Below are 17,345 nucleotides of genomic sequence, written 5' to 3'. Positions count from 1 at the left end.
TAATTCAAATTAATGTATCTTAAAGTCCAAAATAACGATTTGAATTTTCATAGTAACTATTTGCATCATATTTTTCTAGTAACTCCATATTCATTGGTACTTAACTTTCTTCCTTTATTAGCGATGATTAAATTACCAATAGAATCAAAACCAGTATCTGGACCAAGCAAACGAGGCATTCTAGTATTGTTATCCCTAAAGGCACTTAGATGCATTCGCGTCACCTAACCTTTGTCCGCATATAATTCACCTAATGCTAGTAATGTATAGGTTTTATACTGTTTAATTTCTCTTGCAGCTAATTTCCAGCGTGTAGTCATTTCAGAAAAACAGCTACTACCTCTTCCTTTGTAGCCCTCTCATCAATGCCATTTGCAATACAACTCTCTATTTATAGAGATCCCCGCCTAGCAATAGTACAGATATACTAGTTAGCTTCTTATCTTGTAAAATTCACTTCTACTCTATTGGCTATTTTAATCGATAATTTGTAATTCTTTCGCTGTACCAATCAATAATAAAAAGTCATCCGTAATAAAAGTTTATATATTTATTATCCTCTCATTTTTCTTTACGCTAATTATACTATTTTTAGTCGATTAGTTTAGCTTGCCAAGAAAACAAACAGAATAATCAACTACCATATATGATAGATGTAAATGATTTACTTTACAAGATTTTATACTCTTACTTTCAGTATTTCCTGAATCTACACTCTTCTTTTGATCGTTGTCTAATAGATAACCCCGTCTCCAGCTAATCGAACCATGTCTTCAAACTCGAATATATAATAAAATCGGACTAGTTAGTTTGAATATTGCCTCAATGTATAGTACACTCAACTTAATTAAATTAACTTATTAACTTCAGGAGGTAGCAACCTTGAAAAAACCAAATTTACTAGATGAATTCCAATCTACCTTCAACGTTATCAATATACCACGTATGTTTTTTGCACCAGGACGAATTAATCTAATTGGTGAACATACGGATTATAATGGTGGCCATGTGTTCCCCGCCTCAATTTCATTTGGAACATACGCACTTGCTCAAAAACGTGATGATCAAAAGTTACGTTTTTATTCGTTAAACTTTTCCCATATAGGAACCATCGAATGTGATCTTGCCGATTTAGACTATAATGAAGTACATGATTGGGCGAATTTCCCTAAAGGTATGATTAACTATATGAGGGAAAGTGGATTCGAAATAACGACTGGAATGGATATCTTATTTTATGGTGACATTCCTAACGGTGCCGGACTGTCCTCTTCTGCTTCTATTGAAATGGTCACCGGCGTCCTTTTAGAAGGACTATTTGATTTAAATATTGATCGTGTACAGTTGATCCAACTTGGGCAAAAAGTAGAAAATGATTATATCGGTGTCAACAGTGGAATTATGGATCAATTTGCAATCGGTAAAGGTAAAAAAGGGCATGCCATCCTATTAAACTGCCAAACATTAGCTTACAACTATGCACCTATTGAGCTTGCTGACCATGTGATAATCATCATTAATACTAATAAACAACGAACACTTGCTGGTTCAAAATACAATGAACGCCGCGCTCAATGTGAGCAAGCTTTGGTAGACTTGCAAACAGTCCTTCAAATAAAGAGTATTGGTGATTTGACGATAGAACAATTTGAATCACACAAACACCTCATTACTAATACTACGAACCAAAAGCGGGCAAAACATGCTGTCTATGAGAATGCACGTACAGTTGTTGCCCTTCAACAACTACAACAAAGCAATTTAAAGGCCTTTGGACAATTAATGAATGAATCACATCTATCCCTTCAACGAGATTATGAAGTAACAGGCATCGAACTTGATACGATTGTCCAAGCAGCATGGGATCAACCAGGGATTGTAGGTGCTCGCATGACTGGCGCTGGCTTTGGTGGGTGTGCGATTGCAATTGTTGAAACAGACAAAGTCGATAACTTTAAGAACAATGTAAATAAAATCTACAGTGAAAAAATTGGTTATAAGGCATCATTTTATACCGCTACCATTGGTGACGGAGCAAGAGAACTTACCGAAGGAGTGTACTAAATGAGTGTATTAGTTCTAGGTGGAGCTGGATATATCGGTTCACATGCGGTTTATCAGTTAATTGATCAACAGATGGATGTCGTAGTGATTGATAATCTACAAACTGGGCACAGAGAAGCTGTCCATCCCAATGCAATTTTCTACGAAGGTGATAGTCGAGACATCGCGTTTATGCGGAATGTATTTACCAATGAATCCATTGATGCAGTATTTCATTTTGCAGCGAATTCTCTTGTCGGTGAATCAATGGAAAAACCATTGGAGTACTTTGATAATAACGTCTACGGTACTCAAGTATTACTGCAAGTCATGACTGAGTTTACTGTCAGAAAAATTATTTTTTCATCCACGGCAGCTACTTATGGGGAGCCAGAATCTGTCCCAATTACAGAAGAGATGCCAACCAATCCAACAAGTACTTATGGGGAAACAAAACTGACGATGGAAAAAATGATGAAATGGTGCGAACAAGCCTATGGCATTCGCTATGTTGCATTACGCTATTTCAATGTTGCAGGTGCACGAGAATCTGGAGAAATTGGTGAGGACCATCATCCCGAAACACATCTCGTACCAATCATTCTCGAAGCAGCACTCGATCAACGTTCACATATCACTGTTTTCGGAGAAGATTATGAAACGCCTGACGGCACATGTATTCGAGATTATGTTCATGTAGAAGACCTTATCAATGCGCATCTATTAGCACTAAATTATTTAAACAATGATGGGGAAAGCGATATTTTTAATCTTGGCAGTAATCAAGGATTTTCAGTCAAAGAAATGATTGATACAGCACGGGCAGTTACAGGTAAAGAAATCCCTGAGAAACCAGGCGAACGCCGTGCCGGTGATCCTAGTATCTTAATCGCAAGCTCTGATAAAGCAGCTATCCTTCTAGGTTGGAAGCCAACACGGACTTCGATTGAAAAAATCATTCAAGATGCTTGGAACTGGCATCTCAACAACCCTAATGGTTATAAGAAGGACGTGACAGCTAAATGATTTACTCTGATATTAGAGGCATCATTCAAAAAGGCATCGAAGTGGGATTAATCGATAAAGCTGACCAGATTTATGTGACGAACCAAGTACTTGCATTGCTCCATCTCGCATCTATGCCTGCAACAACTGAAGGCGCAACAGATGATTCAATTCCAAATCTACTCGACAAAGTCATTGCCTATGCTACCGAAAATAATGTCATTGACACTGTTTTTGATGACAAAGAAATACTTTCGGCAAAAATTATGAATTGCTTTTTAGCGAGGCCTTCTGTTATCAATGAAATTTTCCGAAAAAAATATAGTAACTCCCCAAAAGAAGCAACAGACTATTTTTATGAATTAAGTAAAAACAGCAATTATATTCAGATGAACCGCATCAAGAAAAATATCCATTTTAAAGCTGCAACAATCTATGGTGAAATGGATATTACCATTAACATGTCAAAACCGGAGAAAGACCCTGAACAAATCAAGAGAGAAAGCGAATTGAAACATGATATTGATTATCCAAAATGTTTATTATGCATAGATAACGAAGGATATACTGGTCGAACAGGTTATCCAGCTAGGGCGAATCATCGTATCATTCAAGTGCCACTTGTAAATGAAAATTGGTATCTGCAATATTCACCATATGTATATTATAATGAACATAGTATTTTACTTGCTGAAGAACATCGTGATATGAAAATTAGTAAGGACACTTTTAAACGCTTACTTACTTTTATAGAGAAATTCCCACATTATTTTATTGGTTCAAATGCCGATTTACCTATTGTCGGTGGATCTATTTTGAATCATGATCATTATCAAGCAGGAAGTTATGATTTCCCAATGACAACTGCAACAAATGCATTTTCGTTTACGTTAGAAAATTTTTCAAACATAACTGCATCTGTCCTGGAATGGCCGTTAACAACCATTCGCTTGCAGAGCTATGAGATTGAGCCATTGATTCAAGCAGCTGACCATTTCCTAACCACATGGAAAAATTATAGTGATGAGGAAGCGGATATCAGAGCATTTAGTAATGATACCCCACATAATACAATCACACCGATTGCCCGAATGCGCGCTAACAAGTATGAACTTGATCTTGTCTTACGCAACAATCGAACAACCGATGAACATCCACTAGGGATTTTCCACCCCCATGCAGATGTCCATCATATTAAAAAAGAGAATATTGGACTTATTGAAGTAATGGGTCTTGCAGTATTACCAGCGCGTCTGAAAGATGAATTAGCTGAAATCAAGAAGTTTTTACTAGGTCAAACAAGTGCTGTAGCCCCCTATCATCAAGAATGGGCAACGCAAATCAAAGTTAACCATGAAGAATTATCAAACCTAAAGCAAATTGAACCCATTTTAGAAAAAGAACTTGGAATTAAATTCGCCAAAGTGCTTGGAGATGCAGGCGTTTTCAAAGTACAAAGTGAGTGTGAACGATTTATCAAGACATTAAATAAGTAGGTGGCTAATGAGATGCAAATTAAAACCCAAGATATACTGAATAAATGGAAGTTGTATACATTAACGAATGATACCGGCATGACAGTAAGCTTCTTGAACTTCGGTGGCATCATCACTGACATAAGCGTTCCAAACCGGTATAATCAACTAGAAAATGTGGTCCTTGGCTATAAAAATTATGTCGATTATGAAAAAAACCCATACTTCTTTGGCGCGATTGTCGGCCGTGTTGCTGGAAGAATTCAAGATGCTTCATTTACTATCGAAGATCAACTATATACATTGGTAGCAAATGAAGGTGGCCATCATTTACATGGAGGAGATGGAGGATTTCATCAAGTAATCTGGCAGGCTAGCCCCTTTCAAACAGATGATACAGTCGGCGTGAAATTAAGCCATAGAAGTTTAGATGGTGAAGGTGGATACCCTGGTACTATTAAGGTTTCCGTTACCTATACATTGACTAATAACAATGAGCTCATCCTTGATTATTCGGGGACATCCAACAAAACGACTGTGCTTACTATGACAAATCATTCTTATTTTAATTTAAATGGCAATTTAGCGGCCTCGATTCACAACCATCATGTTACAATAGAGAGTGATGAATTTGTTGAACTTGATAAGGAACTAATTCCAACTGGTAAAAAGATCAATGTAGCGAAGACGCCATTTGATTTCCGAACTGAAAGGAAACTTGCTGACGGTATTAATTCCCTGTCAGCGCAAAATAGAGTTGCTAATCATGGCTATGATCATTACTTTATTCTCAATCAAACTAACCGCCCAAACGTTAGTGTAAATGAAGAAACGAGTGGCCGTGTAATGACGATTAAGACCACCCAACCAGGCGTCGTTATGTACACATCGAATAACCTTGAAGACGACCTTGAGTTAGCAGAAGGAAAATCAAAACCTTATTTAGGTGTTTGTTTTGAAACACAAGCTTCCCCTGCCTCCTTGCATCACGATGACTTTCCGCCCGTTATCTTAAAGGCCCATGAATTATATGAGAAGCAGACAGTTTTTTCATTTGGCATTAAGGGGTAAATTCATTTTATACGGCAAGGTATACTTATTATTGACTATATATTGAACAAATGAACACCTATATATAAATAGCGCGAATGCGCCTTTCAAGGATGACCGTAGCCATAAGACTGTCGGCGCACCTGCTTGGCTTAGGGCGAGAGGCATCACCAAGCACCCCAGCGAATTAAATGAAATTCTTTATGTCAATCAATATAACAAAAGGGGCTATTACTATGAACTTTGGAATTATCGGAACGAATTGGATAACAGATCGACTTATTAAAGCAGCTAAAGAACATCCAGAGTTTAGCGTAGGCGCAGTCTATTCAAGGACTGAGGAAACAGGGAGAGCGTTCGCAGATAAGCATAATATCGAACATGTGTATACCGATATGATAGAAATGTTTCAAAGTGGTACTATTGAAGCCGTTTATATTGCATCACCAAATGCGTTTCATGCAGAACAAAGTATTTTGGCAATGAAAAACGGTATTCATGTTCTTTGCGAAAAACCAGCTGTCACGTCCTTAAATGAAATGGATCAAGTAATCAACGCATCTATTGAGTATCAAACAACCTATATGGAAGCTATGAAATCCACAGTTACACCTACATTTCTCAATTTGAAAGAGAACCTAGATAAGATTGGCCCTCTCCGACGATTCGTATTTCATTATAACCAATACTCTTCGCGTTACGATAAATACAAAGCAGGTATTATTGAAAATGCTTTTAAACCTGAACTGGGGAATGGTGCCAAAACAGACTTAGGTGTTTACTGTATCGCACCTATTATTCATCTTGTCGGTGAACCTAAATCTGTACTCAAAAACACTTATTTACTATCCACTGGTGCGGATGGCCAAGGAAGTATGATCTTGAATTACGATGAATTTGAAGCAGTTATTATGTACTCCAAAATTTCAGATTCCCATTCCCCAAATGAAATACAGGGTGAGAATGGTGTCATCGAAATCGATAAAATCAGTGATCCAAAACAAATTATTATTAAATACAAAGACGGTCAAACTGAGGATATCTCTGTTAAGCATGAATTTGATTCTATGTACTATGAGGTTGAAGAGTTTATAAAATGCGTCAAAAATAAACAACTAGAATCTACAATTAATACGCATGAAATTTCTCGCAGTGTGACAAGAGTTCTCACATAATTCAAAACATAAAAGATTAAAAACGATACACTGCGTTTTTACTATTCTGGTATAAACTCCCTATAAATTACACCAGTGTTAGTCACTCCAAATAAAAAAAGTCAATGTATGATAAGGCCACTGAAAAACTTGCGTCTTTTATTTCGTAACTGTTTCCCCCAAAAAAAATAGGCAACATCCTATTCGATTCTGAATAGGATGTTGCCTATTTTTTTGTCTTATTATTCTTTTAGTAGTGTGATGTTTCGTTTAAGATTGATCGGAAAATAGGTGGGCAGTATTTGACGCTTACGCATGTGAAAATTGATTGTCAACAGGCAATGGCTCTGGTCTCTCGCAGGTGCTTTGCATCTGATAGAATAAACCTTTTTCAGAAGAATCATGAAAACCATGCATTGCTTCAAGCACATGGTAAGCAAGTTCTCCATTCGCTCGATATAAACCACCACTTAAAATTGCCTTTGCCATGTCGGCAACACCGATTCCGCGACTGTTTCCATCGTGATTATGGGTTAGTTCGATATCAATAAATTCTTTCTCATCTCTCTTTCGAAGTCGAACAGGCCCACCAAACGTATTGGGATCAGGAACAAGTATAGTGCCTTCACTTCCATATATCTCGATTGGCGGAAGAGTTGTACCACCGAATGCATCGAAACTAGTAGTAATCGTTCCAATTGCTCCTGAAGTAAATTCAAGCGTTCCTGCAATATGTGTTGGTGTCTCTACCTTAATCTTTGTTCCTGCTTTTGGTTCGCTTAAAATGGTTCGTTCTGGATAACTGATCCCAACTGAACCTGAAAGTCGCTTAATAGGCCCCAACAAAGCAATGAGTGCTGTTAAATAATAGGGACCCATATCAAACATCGGACCGCCGCCTTCCTTATAATAAAAAATCGGATCTGGATGCCAATGTTCAGGACCGCGTCCAATCATAAAGGCTGAAGCACCAATCGGAACCCCGATTTCCCCTTTTACAATTAAATCGATAGCTGTTTGGACACCTGCACCTAAAAATGTATCTGGAGCACTTCCTACAAACAGCCCGTTTTCTTTTGCAACTGCCAAGATTTCTTTACCTTCCTCACGTGTGACTGCTAATGGTTTTTCACCATAGACATGTTTGCCATTTTTAAGCGCCTCAATCGCGACTTCAGCGTGTGCCTTAGGGATCGTTAAATTAATAACTAAATCTACATTTGGATTTTCTAATAGTACTTTCACTGTGGACGCTTCTGGAATCTGATATTTCTCCGCCTGAGCACGTGCCCGATCTATATCTAAATCTGCACACGCTACAAGTTCAAGATTTTCAAAGGTCGGGATGTTCTCCATATAAATAGAACTAATTGTTCCACAACCTATAATACCTACTCTTACTTTCCCCATTTTCTTTCCCCCATTTTTTATTGATTGTCTCCCATACCAGAATATAGGCTAGCATTGCCTGAATTGGCAACTTTCCCAGCCAGGTCTTTTCCTTCTGCTGACCATAAAAATCCATTCTGCATAACATTTGATACTTCTGGCATCGCCACAATGTTAGCTGAATGACCTATTGAATTATAAAACACCCTACCAAGCCCCCAACGTTTTGTCCAAATAACAGGCATATCCACTGCCTTATTTAAAGAATGAGGCCCTTCTGCGATTGGGAATCGGGTTGTTGCAAGTACTTCAACAGCAGGATCAACATGTAAATAATACTGTTCACTCACAACCTCAAAATCTTCAATCCCCTCTAAAATACTGCTCGAAGAATGCTTAATATTAACTTTATATTCAATGCCATCATTTCCTGGATGCGCCACCCAATTGCCACCAGTCATAAACTGCCAGTCTACGTTTTTCCGGAAGGAATCACACATCCCACCGTGGCATCCAGCTAGTCCAACACCACTCATCACGGCTTCAGAAATATTATTCACATATTCCTGTTCAATCTCCCCCATTGTCCAATGAGGGACAATTAAATCTAACCCTTTCAGTTTTTTTACGTCTCCATAGGCATCAAGCGTGTCAGACATTTCCACGTCAAAATTTTCTTTTTCAAGGATTCCTTTAAAAATATCAGCCACTTCTTTTGGTTCATGACCATCCCAACCGCCATATACAATGAGTGCCTTTTTCTTCATATGATTAATGCTCCTTTCGCCAAAATTATTACAGGTCAGATACTTTAATCCATCGTTTCTGTTCAATTGACATGTCAACTGCTTCAAGGACTTGTTGGCATTTCACCCCATCCTCAAAGTTAGGGACAGGTTGCCTATCTTCACGAAAAGCATCCATTAATTCAACAAAGGCATGAGTAAAAGTATGCTCATAGCCAATTGCATGTCCAGTTGGCCACCATGCTTCCGAATACGCATGTGCAGAATCAGTCGCAAGCACACGTCGAAATCCTTGGACATCTTCCGCGTCACTTTCAAAATAAACTTGCAGTTCATTCATTCGTTCAAAATCAAAAATAACACTTCCTTTACTACCGTTGATTTCAAATGAATTCGTACTACGATGTCCTGTCGCAAAACGTGTTGCTTCAAAGCTACCAAGTGCTCCGTTTGCAAATTTCGCTAAAAATAATGTTGCATCATCGACCGTAACAGGCCCTTTTTCACTGCCTTCTCCACTTGTTGCTGATAACCCATCCATCTCTGTGGGGAGTGGTCTTTCTTTAATAAATGTTTCATTCATACCAATTACTTCTGAAATTTCACCAATCAAATAATGGGCCATATCAATAAGATGCGCTCCCAAATCACCGTGGGCACCCGAGCCAGCAATCTCTTTTTGGAGCCTCCATACGAGTGGGAAGTCTGGATCTGTAATCCAATCTTGTAAAAACCACGCTCGGTAATGATATATTTTCCCTAAACGACCTTCTTCAATTATTTTTTTTGCAAGCATGACAGCCGGCGTAAAACGATAATTAAAGCCAACCATATGCTTTACACCAGCTTTTTCAGCAGCCAGCAGCATTTCACGAGAATCCTTTAATGTAAAAGCTAATGGCTTTTCACAATAAAGATGTTTGCCTGCTTTAGCGGCTTCAATCGCAATTTCTTTATGTACATTACTCGGTGCATTTATATCAATTAAATCAATATCATCCCGTTTCAAAAGGTCTTTCCAGTCTGTCGTATATTCTTCCCAACCGAATTGCTTAGCTGCTTCGGAGACAGCCTCTTCATTTCTTCCACAGATAACTTTCATCTTAGGCTGAATGCTTTTCGGAAAAAACATCGGCAATGCCCGGTAAGCATTGCTGTGTGCTTTCCCCATAAATTTATAGCCTATCATCCCGATATTAATCGATTTCATCATGCCATCTCCCTTTTAATAGTTGAGTTGATGCCATTTTACTTGACCAATAGATAAACAAAAAAAGTTGCGACATATGAGCTAGAAGTTCGTATGTCACAATTACTCATTTCCTTACACCCACCACATATCCGCAGGCTGATCTTTAACTAATACTGATTTCAAATTCGTAACTGCACGTGAAAATCCTTCGTCTACTGACATCAATGGATCTTCATGCTCAATGCTGACAACATAATCATAGCCATATGTGCGAAGTGCACTCATCATATCCGACCATTCTTGAATGCTATGACCACATCCGACAGAGCGGAATGTCCACGCACGCGATTGTACATCCCCGTAAGGCTGCATATCTGTTAGACCATGCATATTGATATTTTCTTGGTCAATAAAGGTATCTTTCGCATGAAAATGATGAATCGCATTTTCTTTTCCAAGAATTTTAATAGCCGCAACCGGGTCAATCCCTTGCCACCAAAGATGACTAGGATCTAGGTTCGCACCAATTGCAGGTGAAGTCGCTTCTCTTAATTTCAACAATGTGTAAGGGGTGTGCACGGAGAATCCACCATGTAGCTCGATCCCGATTTTCACGCCGCTATCTTCTGCCGACTTCCCTATTTCTTTCCAATAGGGAATCAGTTTTTGTTCCCATTGCCAGTTATAAATATCTGAGTACTCCGTTGGCCACGGGGATATTGGCCAGTTAGAATGTTTGGAACCTTCATGTGAACCGGGTGTTCCAGAAAATGTATTAACGACAGGCACATTTAGTAACTGTGCGAGTTTAATCGTTTTTACAAGCGTTTCATGCGCATTTTGTGCCACTTGTTTATTTGGGGAAACCGGATTATCGTGGCAACTGAATGCACTAATCGTTAATCCATGCGAATGGATTTTTTCTAGATATTCTTTCCGCTTGTCTTCACTTGCGAGAAGTTCGTCGACATTACAATGCGCATCCCCGGGATTACCACCAGTTCCAATTTCAATCGCCTGCAAACCAGCGGCTTGTACACAATCGAGCATCTCTTCAAATGGTTTTTGTGAAAATAAAACTGCAAATACACCGAGTTTCATCTATCTAACCTCCATAGTTTTTAGTAGTTCTGCTTTAAACAAGTAAGTTCAAGACTACTTTCCGCTGTTATTCAATTCGTATCCATTTGTATAGTCGTTGTTTTTAAATACATTCTATAAAAAAGTGCAAATGATAAGTAGGCTATTAGTATTCCTGTAAAAAGCGGAATTAGAAATAGTAGAACATAGAAACTTACATATAAAATAATACTACTCCCGATAAAAACCACCACAGTCAATAACGGGTTCCCTATTGTAACAAGTAATGCATTCTTAAATAACTGCCCTAATTTCAAATTGTAGTGTGATACAACTGAAAAGAAATTCATCGAAAAAACAAATAAGAAAATCCCTATTATGAGTACTATATATGACCAAAGGGTGCTTTTATTAACAAAGTAATAATAATCCGCAATCAATACTGTCCAGGCAGCTGTTAAAACAACTCCCCCAAGAAAACTTTTTTTATAATTTTCTTTATAATAACCCCAATAAGATTTCAACAAAGGGCTTATCGTTCCTTGCATAACCCATTGTCTTACTGATGCAAACATTGCTGTTGTTGCAGGAAAAAATAGTAATGGCATTAATAGAGCAATCAATACTGCCAAGGTATAATAGCCTTCTTTGGGATCTGTAAAAATCATTAGTATAGTTACTAAGATAATAGGTATATTAAAAATTATCCAAAGCATATTAATAATAGAGAACCTCATAATCCAATCACATAAACCGTGAAGAGATCCCATGAGACTAGTAGAGTTTTCCAAATCATTCACCTCTGCCAATATAATCATACATTTATGTTCAAGGGCTTAATGAACAATACCACTCTACTAAGAACCCTCTTCAATTCTACATTGTTGTGATTATCTTTATTTTATACCTAATTACTTTCCGCATTTAGTTGAATAATTTTCTTTGTTGCACTCGAATCGAGTGCTGCTAAAATAACTTCTAACGACTTCTTGCCTTCTTCTCCATTAATTAGTGGTTCCGTGTTATGAATGATAGAATCGACGAAATGATCAATTACATGAGTATTTGTTTGACCGCCCTCTTCATTTGTCTGAATCTTATCTAATTCATAATTTACCGTTTCTCCATTTACATACTGTACAATCAAAGAATAAACTGGATCATTCTCTAATCTTAGTGTCGCTTTTTCACCATAAATTACTGTAGAATTGTCTCCTCCTGCCACATAAGTCCAGCTAGCAGTTAGGGTACCAATCACACCATTTGCCGTCTTCACGATACAAACGGCATTATCGTCAATTGTTGTATTCTCTTTTGCGTTTGTTTCTACAAACGCGCTTACTTCGGTAATTTCACCCAAGAGATATCGCATTAGATCTGATTTATGTACACCTAAATCTCCTAAAGCTCCAATAAATGCCTTTTCCTTATCAAAGAACCAGCTTTCCTTTCCGTCAATACTCCACTTCTCTGGTCCCGGATGACCGAAAGTAGTTCGAAAACTATAAATTTTCCCGAGCTCTCCATTATCAATTAATTGTTTCGCCTTTTGATGCGACGAAACAAATCGCTGGTTGTGGGCAATCATTAACTTTTTATCATTTTTTTCAGCGACTTTGATCATACTTTCAGCTTCTTCTTTAGATATCGCCATTGGTTTTTCACATAACACATGACATCCTGCATTTAAAGCGTCAATAGAAACTGTAGCATGTAAATAATTCGGTAGACAAACACTAATAGCATCTAGATCTTCGATGGCTAATAATTCTTTGTAATCAACAAATGCTTTTGCATTATATTTAGTAGCCATTTCATCCGCTCGTTCGGAAACGATATCACAAACTGCTATAATTTCTACCTTTGAATTCGCCTCATATTCGAGTAAATGCCGTCTTCTTGCAATACTTCCACACCCAATTACTCCTATTTTTAATGTCCCCATAAATTTCAATCCCCCCATATAATAATATATTTTCTCAAAATAAATAAACAGCCATTATTCCTTTACTGCCCCACCAGCTAATCCTGTAGTAACTTTCTCTTGCGAAAACAAGTAAACCAGAAGCACCGGAATACTAGCCAATGCCAACGCAGTCATTAGTCCAGGGATATTAACAGAAAACTCTCCTTTGAAATTTTGTAATCCAAGTGGAAGTGTCATCTTTTCAGGCGTAGAAATTAACACAAGAGCAAATACAAACTCATTCCATAAATGGATAAAATTATAAATTAGTACTGTCATTAAGGCTGGCGAAACCATTGGCAATATTACTCTCCAAAATATACTGAAGTGCGACGCTCCATCTAACTCTGCAGCCTCTTCTAGTGACTTTGGAATATCCCGCATAAATTGTGTCAAGATGAAAACTGATATTGGTAAACTAAATGCTATATACGGTCCCAATAATGCCCATAAATTATTATATAATCCCATACTTTGTGTAAGTTTAAAAATCGGTATCAATGTCGCATGGATTGGAAGCATCATTCCAGCGATAAAAAGTATATATACTAGACCGCTCAATTTAAATTTCATTCTACTTAAAGGATAACTCGCCATTGACGCAAATAACATAACGGCCAAAACAGATGTAACAGTTATAAATACGCTATTTGTAAAGTATTGAGTTAATCCCATTTCAAAGACTGTTTGGACATTTTCAAAATTGAATGATGAAAACAAAGCAAATGGGGACTCGTAAAACTCCTGTTGGCTCTTTAATGCCGTTGAAATCATATATACGAACGGATAAGCTGTAAAAAGCAACAAAATTAAGGCAAATAGGTATAGTAAACCTTGCTTCAGTTTAGCAATCATAGTAAATCACCTTTCTTTTTACGATAATAATCAAGATACTGAATGATTATTACTACAACTAAAGCAAGCACAAACATAACAAAAGCAATAGCACTTCCATACCCCATGTTATAATTTATAAAAGCTTGTTTATACATGTAAGTGCCAAGTATCTCTGTACCATGGTTCGGTCCTCCACCCGTCATAATATAGAATAGATCAAATGATTTTAAGGAACCTACGATCGCTAAAATAGACGATGTTACGATTGTAGGTGATAATAATGGCAACGTTATTTTCGCGAATTTTTGTAGGTAATTTGCCCCGTCAATGTCTGCAGCTTCATACATCTCCTCCGATATTCCAACTATTCCTGCTTTAAAAAGAATCATATAGAATGGTGAAAACTGCCATACGATAACCATTAACACTGAAAATATGGCGGTGTTCTTTTCGCTTAGCCAAGCGACATTTTCAAGTCCTAATAAGTTTATCAACTGATTAATTGTTCCATTAATTGGATCGAACATTAATCTCCATAACATACCGACCGCGACTGTGGACATAAGAAAGGGGATGAAGTAAATACCATTAAAGAAACGAATCCCTCTAATAGGGGCGAAAAGCAATAGCGCCATGACTAATCCTAATGGGATCTGAATGAAAACCGAAGCCAGTACTACCCAAGCATTATTTTTTAAAGAAATCCAAAAAACATCATCGTTAAGCATTTTAACGTAGTTATCCAAACCAATAAAAACTTTATCGCTTATGCCATTCCATTCAAAAAAACTATAGTTTAATGTAGTTAAAATCGGATAAATAACATACAAAGAGTAAATGAATAATGCTGGTGCAATAAAAAGGCTAATCGTCATTGCTTTTTTAACCTTCTTATTCGTTGGTCTACGTTTCGGTTTTACTACCTTTGAATTTGTAGGACTAAGTTCTGTCTCCACGATTTTCCTCCCCCTTTATTTATTGATTGAAGATGGGGAGATGATGGACTCTCCCCCCCTTCTATTATTTGTCTAACAATTCCACTGCTTTTTTCTCCATTTGTTCTGCAGCCTCTTCTGGTGTCATATCCAAACCAAAGATTGCTTGAGTAGTATCCTTATGAATTTCTCCTAATTCAGGCGGTAATGTTTGGTCATAAGGCATTTGGATGTGTGAAGCACTTTCCGTGATTTCAAAAAACCGTTTGACTAACTCATCTTCTGGTTCTATTCCTGCAACGGCACTCAAACCGCCAGTACGTTTTACAAATTCATGTCCTATTTTTTCACTTGTAAGTGCTTTGATTAACGCTATCGATAAGTCAGCAACTTCACTATCCTGCGAAACTGAAAAAACTGGGGATGCCGATCCACCAACTTGTGTTTGGTCACCTTTTCCTCCAGGTACTGTAGGGAAAAGGAAAAAGTCTAGCTTTTCTTCAAATTCCGGAGCTTCATCCCTAATATTATTTAGCATTGATATTGTCATATCCATCATTGCCGCTTGTCCTGAATAAAATAATTGCCGACCTTGTCCCTCATCATATGGAACACCGTTAAAGCCTGGGTTAAATGCATTTCTTTTCACTAATTCTTGAATGTATTCTCCCGCTTGGACATATGCAGGATCATCAAATCCTTTACCTTCACGTTTAAACGCACTGTTAAACAAATCAGGACCGCCAATGCGAGCTGCAAAGTTCATTAAATAATATGCTCCCGGCCATTTAGTTTGGTTTGTTAGGGCTATCGGAATAACTTTATTTTCATTCAAAACATCAATAACTTTAAGCCATTCATCAAATGTCTTTGGTGCCTTTAATCCGTATTTATCGAATATTTCTTTATTATAAAACACGACATCAATCGATAAACCTAATGGCATCCCATATACCTTATCACCATAAGTAGAATTAGCTAAAGCAAGCTGATTAAAATGGCCTTCATCTATATCATCCGTAATATCTAGCACATTACCTTCATCGGCAAAGTTTTTTAACCATCCGCCACCCCAACTTTGGAATATGTCGGGTACCTCTCCACCGGCCATTGCTACCGATAGCTTTTGTTTAAATGTATCATTAGGAATACGGGTTAACTTTACTTTAACTCCCGGATTATCTTTCTCAAATTGCTGTGCCACTTCTTCGAATATTTTTCCTCTTTCACCAGGTTCAATATGCCAAAACTCAATTACCTTTTCGTCAGAAGCAGTCCCCTTTGCTTCAGACGAATCTTTACCTCCGCATGCAACTAAAAACAACATTGAACAAGCTATTAACATGAATAATAATCTTTTCATTCTAATCCCCCTATTAGTTAAGTTTAGTATTTAAGAAATAGTCGCAAATTTTGTTTTTAAATGATCGATGCTAATTTTTGCGCTTTCAAGTGGGGTACGTCTACTTTGATCTTGTTCAATAACCCACCATTCCACATTCGAATTGCTTGCTTGCTTTAAAACCCCATCAATATCTACTCCACCGGTGCCTAATTCGGCAAAAAACTGTTCACCGTCAGTCGTCATGTCTTTTAAATGAATTAATGGAGTCCTATTTTGATAGCGTTCTATCCACTCGACCGGATTCTCACCAGCTTTAGTTAGCCAATAAATATCCAATTCTGTTTGAACCCATTTAGGGTTTGTTTCTTCCATTAATAATTCAAGTGGTCTTTTCCCATTATCTAATTCAATTAATTCAAAATCATGATTATGGTATGAGAAAGTAATACCTTCATCAAAACACCGTTCCCCCACTTTGTTTAGGAATGGAATTAGATTATAGTAGTCTTCTTTTTCCCGTCTTTCCGGTGGAAGATATGGACAAACAATGTTTTTACTACCTATAATATGCTGATAGTTAATTATCTCCTCCAACTCTGTCTCTAGTGTGGTAAGTGAAACATGGCTAGAAGCTGCTTTCAAACCCAGATTATCCAATACTTTTTTTAATTCTTCCGCGGCTAATCCCCCATAGCCAGCAAACTCTATTCCGTCGTACCCCATATCAGCAACCTTTTTCAATGTTCCGATAAAGTCTTTTTCACTTTCATTACGTAATGAAAACATTTGAAGAGCAATTGGTATACTTTGCATTTGTCAGTTCCCCTTTTTTAAGATTTCGGTGCTACCATGTAAAATTCATTCGTTGATTTCCAAGCTTACATTCTTCTCACTTCTGAAATGTAATCGATTACATTAGTGTTTTAAAATTAGAACCGAATTATTGTATGGTACCTTAACTTACATCTAATTTCATAATCTTGTCCCCCTATCGTCATTGTGTTTATAGGTAAATTATTTCTTATAACAGATAAACAACACAGCCATAACATATTCATCTTGTCATCTAATTCATTCATTTAGATACTAATAGGGTATGGTGGACTTTATTAGTGCTTCATATTCCAA

The 17,345-nt window shown here is 37.4% G+C and carries 16 protein-coding genes; 5 read left to right on the top strand and 11 right to left on the bottom strand.

Annotated features, from left to right (window positions below):
• Nucleotides 1-65: 65 nt before the first annotated feature.
• A complete protein-coding gene (locus I2484_RS21965; RefSeq protein WP_207150623.1) occupies nt 66-215 on the bottom strand; it encodes a glucuronate isomerase in 150 nt (49 codons plus the stop codon).
• 667 nt (nt 216-882) lie between these two features.
• On the opposite strand from I2484_RS21965, the gene I2484_RS08595 reads away from it, so the two are divergent.
• From I2484_RS08595 to I2484_RS08575, 5 genes are all read left to right on the top strand, one after another.
• The gene (locus I2484_RS08595; protein ID WP_207150622.1) at nt 883-2,064 is read left to right on the top strand and encodes a galactokinase; all 1,182 of its coding nucleotides are present in this window, start codon (nt 883-885) and stop codon (nt 2,062-2,064) included.
• On the top strand, nt 2,065-3,069 hold the full coding sequence (gene galE / locus I2484_RS08590) for a UDP-glucose 4-epimerase GalE (protein ID WP_207150621.1): 1,005 nt from the start codon (nt 2,065-2,067) through the stop codon (nt 3,067-3,069).
• Nucleotides 3,066-4,544: a UDP-glucose--hexose-1-phosphate uridylyltransferase gene (locus I2484_RS08585; protein ID WP_207150620.1), complete on the top strand. Its 1,479-nt coding sequence runs from the start codon at nt 3,066-3,068 to the stop codon at nt 4,542-4,544. The genes galE and I2484_RS08585 overlap by 4 nt, the downstream gene beginning before the upstream one ends.
• A 12-nt stretch (nt 4,545-4,556) precedes the next feature.
• Nucleotides 4,557-5,594 carry an aldose epimerase family protein gene (locus I2484_RS08580; RefSeq protein WP_207150619.1) on the top strand — a complete coding sequence of 346 codons (1,038 nt, stop codon included), beginning with the start codon at nt 4,557-4,559 and terminating at the stop codon, nt 5,592-5,594.
• A gap of 215 nt (nt 5,595-5,809) precedes the next feature.
• Complete coding sequence (locus I2484_RS08575; RefSeq protein WP_207150618.1) at nt 5,810-6,748, top strand: Gfo/Idh/MocA family protein; 939 nt, start codon at nt 5,810-5,812, stop codon at nt 6,746-6,748.
• Nucleotides 6,749-7,036: 288 nt separating this feature from the next.
• Here I2484_RS08575 and I2484_RS08570 read toward each other — a convergent pair whose 3' ends face one another.
• The 10 genes from I2484_RS08570 to I2484_RS08525 all read right to left on the bottom strand — a co-directional run bounded on the left by I2484_RS08570 (nt 7,037) and on the right by I2484_RS08525 (nt 17,030).
• Nucleotides 7,037-8,137: a Gfo/Idh/MocA family protein gene (locus I2484_RS08570; protein ID WP_207150617.1), complete on the bottom strand. Its 1,101-nt coding sequence runs from the start codon at nt 8,135-8,137 to the stop codon at nt 7,037-7,039.
• Between the two features lie 17 nt (nt 8,138-8,154).
• The gene (locus tag I2484_RS08565; protein WP_207150616.1) at nt 8,155-8,883 is read right to left on the bottom strand and encodes a ThuA domain-containing protein; all 729 of its coding nucleotides are present in this window, start codon (nt 8,881-8,883) and stop codon (nt 8,155-8,157) included.
• A 28-nt stretch (nt 8,884-8,911) separates the two neighbouring features.
• Nucleotides 8,912-10,072: a Gfo/Idh/MocA family protein gene (locus I2484_RS08560; RefSeq protein ID WP_207150615.1), complete on the bottom strand. Its 1,161-nt coding sequence runs from the start codon at nt 10,070-10,072 to the stop codon at nt 8,912-8,914.
• A gap of 114 nt (nt 10,073-10,186) precedes the next feature.
• Nucleotides 10,187-11,155 (bottom strand): sugar phosphate isomerase/epimerase family protein, encoded by a 969-nt coding sequence (locus tag I2484_RS08555; protein ID WP_207150614.1) that lies wholly within the window; start codon nt 11,153-11,155, stop codon nt 10,187-10,189.
• A gap of 71 nt (nt 11,156-11,226) precedes the next feature.
• Nucleotides 11,227-11,934, bottom strand: a complete 708-nt coding sequence (locus I2484_RS08550) for a YesL family protein (protein ID WP_481886393.1) — start codon at nt 11,932-11,934, stop codon at nt 11,227-11,229.
• A 107-nt stretch (nt 11,935-12,041) separates the two neighbouring features.
• Nucleotides 12,042-13,079 carry a Gfo/Idh/MocA family protein gene (locus I2484_RS08545; protein WP_207150612.1) on the bottom strand — a complete coding sequence of 346 codons (1,038 nt, stop codon included), beginning with the start codon at nt 13,077-13,079 and terminating at the stop codon, nt 12,042-12,044.
• Nucleotides 13,080-13,133: 54 nt separating this feature from the next.
• Nucleotides 13,134-13,955 (bottom strand): carbohydrate ABC transporter permease, encoded by an 822-nt coding sequence (locus I2484_RS08540; protein WP_207150611.1) that lies wholly within the window; start codon nt 13,953-13,955, stop codon nt 13,134-13,136.
• Nucleotides 13,952-14,893, bottom strand: a complete 942-nt coding sequence (locus I2484_RS08535; RefSeq protein ID WP_346014169.1) for a carbohydrate ABC transporter permease — start codon at nt 14,891-14,893, stop codon at nt 13,952-13,954. The genes I2484_RS08540 and I2484_RS08535 overlap by 4 nt, the downstream gene beginning before the upstream one ends.
• A gap of 64 nt (nt 14,894-14,957) precedes the next feature.
• Nucleotides 14,958-16,235, bottom strand: a complete 1,278-nt coding sequence (locus I2484_RS08530; RefSeq protein ID WP_207150610.1) for an ABC transporter substrate-binding protein — start codon at nt 16,233-16,235, stop codon at nt 14,958-14,960.
• A gap of 30 nt (nt 16,236-16,265) precedes the next feature.
• Nucleotides 16,266-17,030, bottom strand: coding sequence for a sugar phosphate isomerase/epimerase family protein (locus tag I2484_RS08525; RefSeq protein WP_207150609.1), 765 nt, complete (start codon nt 17,028-17,030; stop codon nt 16,266-16,268).
• Between the last annotated feature and the right edge of the window lie 315 nt (nt 17,031-17,345).

It is taken from the genome of Sporosarcina sp. E16_8 (genome assembly GCF_017347095.1).
Classification (GTDB): Bacteria; Bacillota; Bacilli; order Bacillales_A; family Planococcaceae; genus Sporosarcina.
Note: the sequence above shows the minus strand (reverse complement) of the source record. Positions and strands in the feature narration are given on the sequence as shown.